12 protein-coding genes and 1 pseudogene are annotated in these 12,125 nt (G+C 70.3%); 1 reads left to right on the forward strand and 12 read right to left on the reverse strand.

All coding sequences use genetic code 11. The features are described from left to right. Positions 1-139: 139 nt before the first annotated feature. The 8 genes from QQK43_RS21465 to QQK43_RS21500 all read right to left on the reverse strand — a co-directional run bounded on the left by QQK43_RS21465 (position 140) and on the right by QQK43_RS21500 (position 8,306). A complete protein-coding gene (locus tag QQK43_RS21465) occupies positions 140-1,222 on the reverse strand; it encodes an imelysin family protein (RefSeq protein WP_234264281.1) in 1,083 nt (360 codons plus the stop codon). After that, positions 1,219-2,724: a di-heme oxidoreductase family protein gene (locus QQK43_RS21470; protein ID WP_370465333.1), complete on the reverse strand. Its 1,506-nt coding sequence runs from the start codon at positions 2,722-2,724 to the stop codon at positions 1,219-1,221. Before QQK43_RS21470 ends, QQK43_RS21465 begins: the two co-directional genes overlap by 4 nt. A gap of 111 nt (positions 2,725-2,835) precedes the next feature. Beyond that, entirely contained in the window at positions 2,836-4,032 is a 1,197-nt protein-coding gene (locus QQK43_RS21475) for an imelysin family protein (RefSeq protein ID WP_284309400.1), read from the reverse strand. Positions 4,033-4,131: 99 nt separating this feature from the next. Further along, positions 4,132-4,437: a hypothetical protein gene (locus tag QQK43_RS21480; RefSeq protein WP_234264279.1), complete on the reverse strand. Its 306-nt coding sequence runs from the start codon at positions 4,435-4,437 to the stop codon at positions 4,132-4,134. Between the two features lie 88 nt (positions 4,438-4,525). Further along, positions 4,526-6,676 (reverse strand): TonB-dependent siderophore receptor, encoded by a 2,151-nt coding sequence (locus QQK43_RS21485; RefSeq protein ID WP_284309401.1) that lies wholly within the window; start codon positions 6,674-6,676, stop codon positions 4,526-4,528. Positions 6,677-6,761: 85 nt separating this feature from the next. After that, entirely contained in the window at positions 6,762-6,932 is a 171-nt protein-coding gene (locus QQK43_RS21490; RefSeq protein ID WP_284309402.1) for a hypothetical protein, read from the reverse strand. Further along, on the reverse strand, positions 6,929-8,089 hold the full coding sequence (locus tag QQK43_RS21495) for a PepSY-associated TM helix domain-containing protein (protein WP_284309403.1): 1,161 nt from the start codon (positions 8,087-8,089) through the stop codon (positions 6,929-6,931). Before QQK43_RS21495 ends, QQK43_RS21490 begins: the two co-directional genes overlap by 4 nt. Before the next feature lie 7 nt (positions 8,090-8,096). Then, the gene (locus QQK43_RS21500) at positions 8,097-8,306 is read right to left on the reverse strand and encodes a hypothetical protein (RefSeq protein ID WP_284309404.1); all 210 of its coding nucleotides are present in this window, start codon (positions 8,304-8,306) and stop codon (positions 8,097-8,099) included. A gap of 356 nt (positions 8,307-8,662) precedes the next feature. Here QQK43_RS21500 and QQK43_RS21505 point away from each other — a divergent pair, with 356 nt between their 5' ends. Further along, positions 8,663-9,166: a DUF2753 family protein gene (locus QQK43_RS21505; protein WP_234264275.1), complete on the forward strand. Its 504-nt coding sequence runs from the start codon at positions 8,663-8,665 to the stop codon at positions 9,164-9,166. Positions 9,167-9,182: 16 nt separating this feature from the next. On the opposite strand, the gene QQK43_RS21510 is transcribed toward QQK43_RS21505, so the two are convergent. The 4 genes and pseudogenes from QQK43_RS21510 to QQK43_RS23500 form a co-directional block, all read right to left on the reverse strand. Beyond that, positions 9,183-9,479 (reverse strand): DUF2218 domain-containing protein, encoded by a 297-nt coding sequence (locus QQK43_RS21510; RefSeq protein WP_284309405.1) that lies wholly within the window; start codon positions 9,477-9,479, stop codon positions 9,183-9,185. After that, entirely contained in the window at positions 9,476-10,312 is an 837-nt protein-coding gene (locus tag QQK43_RS21515; RefSeq protein WP_284309406.1) for an ABC transporter ATP-binding protein, read from the reverse strand. The genes QQK43_RS21510 and QQK43_RS21515 overlap by 4 nt, the downstream gene beginning before the upstream one ends. Beyond that, positions 10,312-11,391: a FecCD family ABC transporter permease gene (locus QQK43_RS21520; RefSeq protein ID WP_284309407.1), complete on the reverse strand. Its 1,080-nt coding sequence runs from the start codon at positions 11,389-11,391 to the stop codon at positions 10,312-10,314. Before QQK43_RS21520 ends, QQK43_RS21515 begins: the two co-directional genes overlap by 1 nt. A 250-nt stretch (positions 11,392-11,641) precedes the next feature. Next, positions 11,642-12,034, reverse strand: a pseudogene (locus QQK43_RS23500) (alpha/beta hydrolase); the annotation flags it as partial. Positions 12,035-12,125: the final 91 nt, after the last annotated feature.

Below are 12,125 nucleotides of genomic sequence, written 5' to 3' on the forward strand. Positions count from 1 at the left end.
CATCCTGCCACGCCGCAGCCAGCGTCGCGTGGCCCGGGGCCGCGCCCGGGCCGCTGCCTCGCACCGCCCAGGCGGGCATCGCGCCCAGCGCGGCCAGTGCCAGCAGGCTGTGGCGGCGGATCACGGGGGCGTCCCCCGGTCAGTCACCATCGGCATCGGAAAAACCCAGCGGCACGTCGAGCGCGCTGGCGACTTCGTTCTGGTAGAGCACGGTCACGGCCTTCATCTGCTGGGCCAGGGCCAGCAGGGCCTGGGGCGGCGTCTGGGGTGAGAGCGCGGCAAAGCCCGCGTCGACCTTGTCGAGCGCCTGCGCCCAGCGCTGCGCCAGCGCCAGTTGGCCCTTGCCCATGAGCAGGGCTTCGATCGGCACCAGGGCTTCGCCAGGTGCCGGGGGCGTGGCGTACTGCCCCGGCGCCAGCCGGGCCTGGGCGCGCAGGCTCTGCCACTGGGCCTGCCAGTCGGCCACGTCGGCCTCGCGCGTGCTGCGGGCGAAGCCGGGTGCGCGGCCGTTGGCGCTGCGCAGGGGTTTTTCGATGTAGGCCCAGCGCAGGCGCTCCAGGCCACCCAGCCACTGGTTGATCCATTCGGCGAACGCGGCGCCGGTGTCTTCGGCGCTGTCGCTCCAGTCTTTGTCGGCGCGCGCCTCGAAAGCGGTCTGCAGGGCGGCGGCTTCGGCTTCGATGCCCTGGGCCACCAGCGTGGCGTAGGCGCAGGTGGCGGCCGGCAGCGGCGCGTCGGGCGGTGCGGCCCACAGCAGCTGTTCCAGCGCCGGGAAGCCCTTGGCCGGGCTGCCGACGCGTTCCAGGTCGGCCAGCGACTGGGGCGCGCGATCGAGCGCCTTTTTCAGCAGGGCCGGCCGCGGGGGCCAGAAATCGATCTGCCGCTGCGAACGGCGGGCCACCACCGGGCCGATGGCGGGCGTTGCCAGCGCCTGCCAGGCCAGCAGCGTCTGCTGCCACTGCGTCCGCAGGGCCGACAGCGGGGCCGACTGGGCGCAATGCGCCTGCGCCGTCTGCACCAGCCGCGTGGCTTCGGCGTGGAAGGCCTGCGCGCGGGGCTGCTCGTGCCGGCCGTAGAGGCCTTGCAGCGCCTGCTCGGCGGTGTAGTAGGGCATGGCGACCTGGGCCTGCGCGGTCAGCGCTGCAGTGGCCAGCAGGGCGCCGAGCCAGGGCGCGCGGACAGCACGGGCACGGAAAGAGGGGGCAGACGGCAGGGGGTTCACAGCGACTCCACAAACTTGACCAGGGCTTCGCGGTCGCGCTGGTTCATGCCGAGCACCGTTTCCTTGGCACCCTGCGCTTCACCGCCATGCCAGAGTATGGCCTCCAGCACGCCGTTGGCGCGCCCGTCGTGCAGCAGGCGGGTGTGGCCGTTGACGGCCTTGAACATCCCGATGCCCCAGAGCGGCGGCGTCTTCCATTGCTGGCCGCTGGCCTGGAAGTCGGGGCGCCCATCGGCCAGATCGGGGCCCATGTCGTGCAGCAGCAGGTCGGTGTAGGGCCAGATGCGCTGGCCGGCGATGCTGGCGCTGGTCAGGTGCGGAAACGGCGGTGCGCCGGTCACGTAGCTGGGGCGGTGGCAGGTGGCGCACTGGGCCTGCGCGAACAGGGCCTGACCGCGCAGCACCTGCGGGTCGTCCGGCTGCCGCCGGGCCGGTGGGGCCAGGGTGGCGGTGTAGAAGATCACGTCGCCCAGGGTCTTGTCGTCGATTTCCGGTTGATCGGCTCGGGCCATCGCCGCGGGCACCAGCCCGTCGCGGCCCTTGCGCCGGCCGCCGCCGTGCGGTGCGGCCAGGCAGTCTTTCTGGGCCGGGGTGCAGGTCTCGCGCCAGTTCACGCTGCTGGTGATGCCCATGTCGCCCAGAAAGGCGCCGGCGCTCTGGTGTGCCACGGTGCCGGTGTTGGCTTTCCAGCCGAAGCGGCCGATCACCTCCTTCTGCGCGAAAGCGTCCCAGACGCGGTTGGGCTGGCCCTGGATGGGGCCGCCGGCCGCCGCCTGGTCGCGCGCATTGGCCAGGATCTCGCTTTCCGGGATGGCTTCGAGCAGGCCCAGGCCAATGACCTGGGGCGCGATGCGCGGGCTGACCATCACGTCGGGCGCCATCGGTCCGTAGCCCAGCTTCGTGAAGCGGTAGACCGGTTTTTGCAGCGTGTAGCGGGTGCCATCGGCAAAGCGGCCGGGAACGGGCTGCACGCGGATCTCGACCTGCCCTTCGGGCTGGACGCCCTGGATGGCGGCGTTGTTGAGCTGGTCCCCGTAAACCGGCTCGGGCTTGACGCCGGCGTGCGGGTCGGGCGTGCCCGGCACCGACAGGCGGAACAGCAGCGCGACGGTGTTCTCGGGGTCGGGGCCGAGGGTGTTTTTCCACTCGGGGGGGGCGCCGCGGCCGTCCATCACGTGGCAACCGGCGCAGGAGCGGGCGATGAAATGCGGGCCCAGGCCGTCGCGCGCGGTGGTGGAGGCCGGGGCCTCGACCCAGTTGCGCTTGAAGAACGAATTGCCGATGACGAAGCGCGTCTGCTCGGCATCGGTGAGGTTGGCCAGGCCGAAAGAAAACGCCTGGCGGCCAGTGGCGAAGACGGTACCGCGGCCGCCGGTGCGTTCACCCAGCGGGTCGGGGTCGGGTTCGGCGCTGGCCCGGACGTGGAGGAACAGCAAGGCCGATGCGGCCGCGACAGCCCCCATGGCTAGCGTGAAACGGCTGGCTGCGGGATGGAGTTTCATGGTGTCGGGGATTCTGCAGGGGTGGCCCGTCGGGGCTGGAACGGGCCCGGCGCGGCACCCCGTGGGCGCGCCGGGCCAGAAAGAGCGGCACCAGGCCGCTCCGGTGCGGTCTCAGGGTTCGACCAGGGTCAGCTTGGCGATGCCGACGGCCCCGGCGGATTCCACCAGCAGCTTGGACTGCTCGACCAGGCTGGCGATGGTCTTTTCGATCACCGGGCGACCGGCCGAGCCCTGGATGATGGCGCGGTCGAACGGGGCCGGGATGCCTTCGGCCAGCTTGACCGACTCGGCGATCTGCACGGTCACCTTGTCGCTCAGCGCCGGGTTCTTGGTGGCCACCAGATCGCGCACACCCGGGCCCTTGAGCAGGCTGCCGTCGCGCTGGCGGTACTGGCCCAGCCACACGTTCTGGATGCCCTTGGCGTTGGTGGCGGCGTCGCGGTGGGTGTTGTCGGAGAAGCAGGAGTGTTCGTCTTCCTGGTCCTGCGAGTTCAGGGCCACTTCCAGGCGCTCGCCCGAGAGTTCACCGCGCGAGAGCGAGCCCAGGCCCACGATGATCTTGCGCACCGATTCCTTGCCGCCCTTCTCGAACTTGGCGCGGTAGTTCTTCTTGCTGGGTTCCCAGGCCTTGGTGACGGCCGCCAGGTCGTCGATCAGCAGCGAGGTGGCCACCGTCAGGTATTGGGCGCGGCGCTCGGCATTCTTGCCCTTGCCCACCACGTAGTCTTCGAAGCTGCGGTTGCCCGGGCCGGTTTCGCTCAGGTCCTGGCCCCACAGCAGGAATTCGATGGCGTGCCAGCCGGCGCTGATGTTCTCTTCACCGCCGCGCTCGTTGAATTTGGCCAGGTTGGCCTTGGTGATCTTGAACTTCGGGTTGTTGACCAGGCCGCTGTCGGGCTTGCCTTCGACGTAGTCCACATAGGCTTCGTCCAGCGGCCAGGCATTGATCTGGCCTTCGGGTCCGTTGTCGTCGTCGATCGGGCCACCGTAGAAACGGAACGCCTCGGTCTGGCCATAGAACTCGCGCGCGTTCAGCCAGGCCTTGCGTGCCTTGTTCAGGCCTTCGGCCGAGGGCGCGGCCACGAAGGCGGCGATGGTGGCCTGCATGTCACGGGCGCTGGACAGGGCGTCGCTGTAGTTGGCGTGCACCAGGGTGGCGTAGTGGCGCGCCACGGCCTTGTAGTCGACTTCGGAGGTGGCGGTCGGGGCCGTGACCGCGATGGAAGGCGTCTGCGCCTGGGCGGCCCAGGGGGCCAGGCCCAGGGAAGACAAGGCCAGCACGGCGGCGGCGATGGACGAAGGTTTCATGGTGCTCCTGCTCCTTTGAGTAAATGAGAACAATTTCATTCTAGACCCGCGCCACCGCCGTGCGCGGGCGGAGGCGCCATTTTGGATGCAGGCCACGCATCAGGATGGTGGATCGGCGCGGTCGACATCCTGCCAGGCCGCGATCACCGGCGCGGTGGGGCGCAAGGTGTACTGGCGCCCGCCGGAGGGCACGCTTTGCAGCAGGCCGGCGCGCACGAGCGAGACGCACAACCGCGTCACCGAACTGTAGGCCACCGGGACGCCGCGCTGGCGCAGCGCGGCGTAGGCGTCCTGCCAGCCGCGGGGCGTGGGTCCGAAGCGGCAGAACTGCGCCAGCACCTCCAGCCGGTAACGGGTCGGCTGGAGGCCGGCTTGCGCGATCAGGGCGGCCAGTCGCTCGGGCATGGCGGTCAGCCCTTTTCGCCCCGGCGGTCGGTGCGGCGGCGGGTGGCCGGCCGCCGGCGTCCTGGCCACGGGGTATGCACGGCGGTGATCAGAACCGGTGCTTGAGTGTCAGCAGCACCGAGCGGGGTTCGGCCCAGGCGTACTGGCTGTAGAAGCCCACTTGCGAGTAGTAGCGCTTGTCGGTGGCGTTGTCGATGTTGAGCTGCAGGCTGGTCTGCGGGCTGATTTCGTAGCGCGCCATCAGGTTGACCAAGGTGTAGGCCGCCTGCTCGATGCGGCTGACGTTGCCCGTCGGGTCAAGGCCTTCGCCGTAGTGACCGCCCACCCAGTTGACGCCGCCGCCGAGCACCAGCTTGCTCCATGCGCCGGGCAGGCGGTAGCTGGTGAACACCTTGAGCATCTTGCGCGGCATGTCGGAATTGACGTCCTTGTTCGCGGCGTCCTGGGCCTTGAACTGCGACAGGCCCACGCTCAGGTTCCAGCCGGGCTGCAGTTCGCCCGACACGTCCAGCTCGAAGCCCCGGCTGCGGGTGCCCTGGGCCGCGTAGTAGGCCTGAGCGGGCGGGCTGGAGCCCGGCACCATCTGGCCCACGTCGGCCTGCGCGAGGTTGTCCTGATCGATCTGGAACAGGGTCAGGCCGGCGTTCAGGCGGCCACCGAGGTACTCGGCCTTGATGCCGACTTCCTTGCTGTTGCCTTCGATCGGATCGAGGTAGCGGCCGTTGCGGTCGCGTTCGCTTTGCGGGTTGAAGATGCTGGTGTAGCTGGCAAAGGCCGAGTAGGTGTCGTTGAGGTCGTAGACCAGGCCGGCGTAGGGGGTGACCTTGCTGTGCTTGATGGCGTAGGCGCTGCCGTAGTAGTCCAGGCCCGACTTCTTCCATTCGGTGGCGCGTGCGCCCAGGATCAGCTTGAGCGGGTCGGTGAGGGACAGCTTGGTGGCGGCGTAGAGGCCGGTCTGCGTGGTTTTGAAGGACTCGTAGTCGTAGCGGTCGCCCCAGACCGGTTCGGCCGAATGGCCCGTCCAGTTGCGGAAGTCGCCCACGTCGGGCCAGCTCAGGGCGGGGTACCCGTCGGCGTCGAACTTCTGGGTCGAGTGCTGCAGGCCCACCGTCAGCTCGTGCCGGCGGCCGAAGGCGTCGAACGGGCCGCTGGCCTGCAGGTCCACGTCGTCCTGCTTGCGGGTGGTGGCGTAGCGGCCGGGCCAGGCCGTCAGGCCCAGGCCGGTCTGGCGATCGACGACCCCATAGATGTAGAGCAGTTTGGAAAAGCCTCCGGTTTCGCTGTGCTGGACGGTGCTGCGCAGCTTCCAGTCGTTGTCCAGCCGGTGCTTGAGTTCGGCGAAGGCCACTTTGTTGGTGGCCTTGTAGCGCGTCCAGTCGGCGGAGGTGGTGGTGGACGGGTCGAAGTCCGTGCGCGAACCGTCGCTGTACCAAGCCGGAATGCCGCCCCACGACGGGCTCTTGGGGTCGTTGACCTGCTGGCTGGCGCCGACCGTGAGCTGGGTGCGCGGCGTGAGATCGGCCGCCACCGTGCCGTAGAACTCGTTGTGGTCTTCCCCGGCGCCCTGGCGCACGGAATCCTGCTTCTGCAGCGCACCGACGACGCGGGCGCGCACGCTGCCGTCGGCATTGAGCGGGGTGCTCAGATCGACCATGCCGTGGGTCTGCTGGTGGTTGCCCAGGCCCAGTTCCAACTGGGCGGTGAAGACCTTGCTGGTGGCGCGCTTGCGCACCATGTTGATCGCGGCCGACGGGTTGCCCACGCCCACCAGCAGCCCCGCCGCCCCGCGCACGATTTCGATGCGGTCGTAGATGGCCACGCCGGACAGCGATTCACCGGCCGACCAGCCGGCTTCCCAGGCGGTGGCGACGCCGTCGACCTGCAAGTTGGTGATGTCGAAGCCCCGTGCGGCAAAGCCGTAGCGGGCGCTGTCGAACTCCTGGGACGAGATGCCCGCGGTCTGTTCGACGACGTCTTTGATGCTGTTGAGGCCCTGGTCGTCCAGGCGCTCGCGCGTGACCACGGTGACCGACTGCGGCGTCTCGCGCAGCGTCAGGGTCAGGCCCGTGGCGGTGCTGGCGCCCTCGGCGGTGTACGACTGGGTGTTTTCGGTGGTCAGGGTCGGCGTGCTGCTGGCGCGGACCGTCACGGTCTTCAGCGTGTGCGCCTCGCTGCTGGTCTGGGCATGGGCGCTGGTGGCGACGGCCAGGCCCGCCGCCAGCAGGACGGCGGTGGACACGGGGGAGTGGGCAAAGGGCAGGGACATGGTGGTCAAGCGCAAGGGAGGAAAAGAAGGGATCGGGCGGCCGTCGCGGCGGCCAGCGTCAGGCGCGGGGCCGCCGCCAGCCGAACCAGGCGCTCAGCAGCACCGGCAGGCCGAGGCCGATGGCCGCGAGGTGGTCGCCCCAGTCGTCGGAAACCAGGCCGGTGATCAGGCCGATCAGGCACAGCAGGCCCACGACCAGCGGCCAGCGAAAGATCTGCCACAGGCTCATGGGGCTTCTCCTGCCGGACTCAGGGCGCCGCCGGTGGCGGGCGCCTGGCGCTGGGCGCGGGCCTGGCGCCGCCGCGCGATCCAGAGGTACAGGCCGCTGCCCAGCACGATGATGGTGATGACGTCGAGCACCGCCCAGAGGATCTGCATGGGCCGGCCGCCGTAGTCGCCGAAATGCAGGGGCTGCGACACCAGCAGCGCGGTCAGGTACCACGGCAGCGGGGCCGCGGCGCTGACTTCCGCGGTCTTGGCGTCCACCAGCACCGGCAGCAGCAGGCGGGCGGTCAGCGGCTCGTTGCCGCGCAGGAAGAAGGTGGTGTGGTGGGGGCTGGAATAGGCGGTGCCCGGGAAGGCCACGAACGACAGCTTCATGCCGGGCGCTTCGGCCAGCGCCGCGTCGTGGGCGCGTTGCAGCGGGGCCCGTTCGGCCACCGGGGTGACGGGCTGGCCCTGGTAGGGCGCGAGCAGGCTGCTCAGCTCGGTGTATTGCCAGTACTTGATGAGCAGGTCGGCCCACGTGTTGATCATGCCGGTACCGCCGACCACGAAGGCCCACACCAGGGTCACCACGCCCAGCAGGTTGTGCAGGTCCAGCCACTTCACGCGCGGCGAGCGGTCGCGCCGCACCTCGCCGAAGCGCAGCTTGCGCATGAAGGGCGCGTAGAGCACGGTGCCGCTGACGATGGCGGCCAGCATGAGCAGGCCCATGAGCCCCAGGAAAAGCTTGCCCGGCAGGCCGGCGAACAGGTCGACGTGCAGCTTGAACATGACCCACATGAAGCCCTGGTCGAAACGCGGCTGGGCCAGTACCTCGCCGGTGCGCGCGTCCAGCACCACCGAGCGGAAGTCGTCGGTCGGGGCGGGTGTCGGTGTCAGCGTGAAGAACCAGAGGTTGTCGTCGTCCTCGTCGGGCGAGGCGAACTGCACCACCCGGTCCGGGTGCTGCGCCTGGGCGGTGGTGAGCAGCCGGTCCAGCGGGACCTTGGGCGTGTCGGCGGCCATGGCCGGGGCCTCGACTTCGGTGCCCAGCATGTGGCCGATTTCGTGGTGGAAGATCAGGGGCAGGCCGGTGATGCACAGCAGCAGCAGGAAGACCGTGCTGATCAGGCTGCTCCAGGTGTGCACCCAGCTCCAGGTGCGCAGGCTTCGGGGGCTCATGATGGGTTCAGTGTTTCCAGTTGAGGGTGATGGACAGGCTGCGTGGCGCCGCGCAGCACCTCGACCCGGCGCGCACTGCGGTGTCCATGTCGCCATGCAGCAGTCCCGTGGCAACGGGCATGCCGATGCCGTCTTCCTGGAAGTTGGTGATGTCGAAGCCGCGGGCCGCGCGAGGCGGGCGGTGAACGCCCGGAGCAGCAAGGGTGCGAAGGAACATGGAACGCGAGACACCAGGTGTCTTCCTGAAGGAGCGGAAGGGACATTGCTGGCTCGCGCGGACGGCGGCACGCCCGCAGCGGGGGCGTGGGTGTCCGGAGGGTGGCTGGCTGTTATTAAATGATAACAATTTTCATTTGATTTTTAAGATGCGTCTCTAAAAAACGACACCCTGTCCGCCGCGGGCGGCGGACACCCGCAGACAGCCCTGGGCGCTGTTTTCAGAAGGAGAACGTCGTCATCGGGGTGGGGTAACGGGAAAAACGGACAGGCTTTTGCGCTTGATCAACAGGTATTTCCAGCACCGCTTTGAACTTCATATGAGAATCATTCTCATAAATTCACAAGGAGGTCGGTATGGCGATGTCGATGGACAGCGGGGCGGCGGCGCGGCGCGCTCCCGCATCAGGAGCAGGACTGTCAGCAAGCCCGCGGGTGCTGGCCTGGGCGCGGGCGGCGCAGCGGGAAGGCCGTCTGCTGACGGCGATGGCGTTCTACCGCCAGGGGCTGGCCCAGGCCTTCGGGGCGCTGCACGCTTCCGTGCCGGCCGAGGCCTGTGCGGCCATGGACGGGCTCGTGGCTTGCAGCGACGGGCTGGCGGCGCTGAACGAAGCGCAGGGGCGCCCCGACATGGCGGCCGAGGTGCTGGGCGAACTGCACCGCACGCTGCTGCGCCTGGTCTGCAGCCCCGATGCTTGCACACAGCGCCGGCAGGCGGCGCTCTGGCACAGCCACGCCTCGCACAGCGCTTTGATGGCGCTGGCGCAGGCGCACGGCTGGAGCCCTGCCATCGACGCGGCGGTGCGTGCGGGCTGCCTGGGCTGGCGGGTGCGGGGTGGGCCGGCTGGCACCCCGCACTGACGCCGTGTGAAGGCGGTCAGGCCAGGGGTTCGATGGCCTGCCAGTTGACCCGCAGCGGGTCCTTGCGCGAGAACAGCTCGATGTGCGCGTCGATGGCGCCCTGCACCCGGGCCAGTTGGTCGGCGTCGGCGGCCTGGCAATCGAAGCGCAGCAGCGCGGCGTCCGCAGTCAGCAGGCAGCGGCCCCAGGGAAACGCGGCATCGCCCTGGTGCGCGTCGTGGTGCACGGGGATCTTGCGGCTGAAGTGGTAGCACAGGCGCTGCAGGATGCGGCTGGCTTCGGGCGTGGCGACGTGGCCTTGGCGACGGATCATGGGGTGGCGGCAAGCGGGCTGGGGACGGAATCGGAAGCGGCGCTGGCGGTGGCGTCGGCCAGCACCATGAGGTGCCCTTGCGAGCAGGTTTCGACGCGGGCGCGCACACCGTAGACCTGCCGCAGCAGCGCGGGTGTCAGGATCTGGGCCGGTGCCCCGGCGGCCGCGAGCGCACCGTGGTGCAGCACCAGCACCTGGTCGCAGAAACGCGCGGCGAGGTTCAGGTCGTGCACCGCCACCAGACACAGCGTGCCGGTGGCGCGCGCGTGGCGCCGCAGGGTGTCGAGCACGGTCAGTTGCCAGCGCAGGTCGAGTGCGCTGGTGGGTTCGTCGAGCAGCAGCAGGCGCGGCGCCCGCACGATGGCCTGGGCCAGGCCGACCATCTGGCGCTGCCCGCCCGAGAGTTCGTCCATGCGCCGCAGGCCCAGTGCGGCCAGATCCAGCTCGGCCACCACCTGTTCGATCGCCGCCGCACGCCGCTCGGCCGGCCATTCGCTGCGGCCGGCGCGCAGCGCGCTCTGCCAGATCTCGTAGGCCAGCAGCGAGGTCGGTTGCGGCAGCGCCTGCGGCAGGTAGCCGATGCGCCGCAGGCGTTCGCGGGTGGGCAGCGTGGCCATGTCGGCGCCGTCCAGCAGCACGCGGCCGCTGGCGGGCAGCAGGCCGGCGATGGCTTTGAGCAAGGTCGATTTGCCGGCGGCGTTCGGGCCGACCAGCGCGACCAGGCTGCCGGGCGCCACGGCGGGCAGGCTGATGCCGCCGATCACCCGTTGGCCGCCGTAGCCAGCCACCAGTGCGTCGAGTTGCAGGCCGGAGGAAGCAGGGGTCTGGTCCATCACAGTCTCCGCTGGCGCAGCACCAGCACCATGAACAGCGGCACGCCCACCAGCGCGGTGACGATGCCGATGGGCAGCACCACGCCGGGAATCACCGCCTTGCTGAGGATGGAGGCGGCCGAGAGCATGAGCGCGCCGGCCAGCGCCGCGCCGGGCAGCAGGTAGCGGTGGTCTTCGCCCAGCAGCAGGCGCGCCATGTGCGGCCCGACCAGGCCGACGAAGCCGATGGTGCCCACGAACGACAGCGCGGTGGCGGCCAGCAGGCTCACGCGCAGCAGCGTGACCAGGCGCAGGCGTTCGACAGGGATGCCGAAGCTGCGCGCCTGGTCTTCGCCGGCACGCAGCGCGGTGAGTGCCCAGACCTGGGTGGCCGACCAGAGCATGCAGAGGCCGAGCACGGTGCCGACGATGGCGATCTTGATGCCGGTGGCGCGGCCCAGGCTGCCCATGGTCCAGAACACGATCTGCTGCAGCGCATTGCTGTCGGCCACGTACTGCAGCAGCCACAGCAGGGATTCGAAGGTGAACAGCAGCGCGATGCCGAACAGCACCACCGTGTCCACCGTGGCACCCTGGCGCCACGACAGCCACTGGATCAGGCCGGTGGCGCAGGCGGCGCCGATGAAGGCGAACACCGGGACGGCGAGGTTTTCCGTCCAGGCGATCCAGGTCACGCCGCTGACCACCGCCACGGACGCGCCCACCGCCGCCGCCGCCGACAGGCCGAGCGTGAAGGGGCTGGCCAGCGGGTTGTTGAGCGCGGTCTGCATTTCGGCGCCGGCCAGGCCCAGGCTGGCCCCCACCAGCAGCGCCATCACCGCGTAGGGCAGGCGCACCTGCCAGATGATGACCTGCTGCGCGGTGGGCACGCTGTCGGGCCAGAGCAGGCCGCGGACCACGTCGGCGAAGCTCAGGTCGGAAGGGCCGATCGCCATGTCGGCCACGGTGCAGGCCAGCAGGGCCAGCGCCATGACGCCCAGCACCAGGAAGCGCCGGCGCGCGAACTGCGCGTAGCGGCCGGCCAGCGCGGGCGGGGCCGACAGGCCGGCGGCGGGGGAGGTGGGGGCGGGGGCGGTCATGGGGGGGCTTCTTTTTTGGGGGCTTCTGAAGGGCCGGGCGCTGCGCGAGCGCGATGGCATCCACCAGCGCGGGCAGCATCACCGCGCCGTGGTCCAGGCCGGGCAACACCGCGAAGTCCACATCGAGTTCGGGCCAGTGCGTTGCCTGCAGCCGTTCGGCCAGGGTGCGGGCGTGCGCGATCATGTGGCGCTCGCGCTGTACCCGGGCGCGCTCGGGCGTGGCGGCCGCGTCGGCGTGCTCGTCGCCGCCGACCCGAAGCTGCAGGTGGACCTGGAACGGCCGTGTGCTGGGGGCGGCATGGCGCTGCACGAAGGCATCGACCTCGCGCATCACCTGGGCGCCGTTCCACCAGAGCGAAGGGCTGGCGGTGGCGCAGCGCGTGAACAGGGCCGGCCGGGTCAGCAGCGCCTGCACGCCCAGCAGACCGCCGTAGGAGTGGCCGAAGAAGCTCAGGCGCCGGTCGTCCACGGGCAGCGCGGCGCGCACGCGCGGCAGCACCTGCTGCGCCACGAAATCCAGCCAGCGGTCGGCGCCTCCCCGGTCGGCGGCGGGCAAGGCGCCCGGGGCGGGCGGGGTGTAGTCGCGCTGTCGCAGGCGGTGGTCGTAAGGCGCGTCGCCCGGGTGGCCGATCGCGATCACCACCAGCGGGTCGGGGCGCAGTTCCGCCGGGCGCGATGCGCTGTTGCGGGCCAGTTGCGCTGCGAGCGCGAAGGTGGCGTTGCCGTCGGGCAGC

The sequence above is a fragment of the Hydrogenophaga electricum genome, from assembly GCF_030160815.1.
Taxonomy (GTDB): domain Bacteria; phylum Pseudomonadota; class Gammaproteobacteria; order Burkholderiales; family Burkholderiaceae_C; genus Hydrogenophaga; species Hydrogenophaga electricum.

Excerpts from the sequence above, each read along its gene's own strand:
- QQK43_RS21490 (WP_284309402.1), bottom strand. The coding sequence starts at position 6,932 with ATGAGCCTGTGGCAGATCTTTCGCTGGCCGCTGGTCGTGGGCCTGCTG.
- QQK43_RS21520 (WP_284309407.1), bottom strand. The coding sequence starts at position 11,391 with ATGACCGCCCCCGCCCCCACCTCCCCCGCCGCCGGCCTGTCGGCCCCG.
- QQK43_RS21480 (WP_234264279.1), bottom strand. The coding sequence starts at position 4,437 with ATGCCCGAGCGACTGGCCGCCCTGATCGCGCAAGCCGGCCTCCAGCCG.
- QQK43_RS21505 (WP_234264275.1), top strand. The coding sequence starts at position 8,663 with ATGGCGATGTCGATGGACAGCGGGGCGGCGGCGCGGCGCGCTCCCGCA.
- QQK43_RS21510 (WP_284309405.1), bottom strand. The coding sequence starts at position 9,479 with ATGATCCGTCGCCAAGGCCACGTCGCCACGCCCGAAGCCAGCCGCATC.
- QQK43_RS21475 (WP_284309400.1), bottom strand. The coding sequence starts at position 4,032 with ATGAAACCTTCGTCCATCGCCGCCGCCGTGCTGGCCTTGTCTTCCCTG.
- QQK43_RS21495 (WP_284309403.1), bottom strand. The coding sequence starts at position 8,089 with ATGAGCCCCCGAAGCCTGCGCACCTGGAGCTGGGTGCACACCTGGAGC.
- QQK43_RS21470 (WP_370465333.1), bottom strand. The coding sequence starts at position 2,724 with ATGAAACTCCATCCCGCAGCCAGCCGTTTCACGCTAGCCATGGGGGCT.
- QQK43_RS21500 (WP_284309404.1), bottom strand. The coding sequence starts at position 8,306 with ATGTTCCTTCGCACCCTTGCTGCTCCGGGCGTTCACCGCCCGCCTCGC.
- QQK43_RS21515 (WP_284309406.1), bottom strand. The coding sequence starts at position 10,312 with ATGGACCAGACCCCTGCTTCCTCCGGCCTGCAACTCGACGCACTGGTG.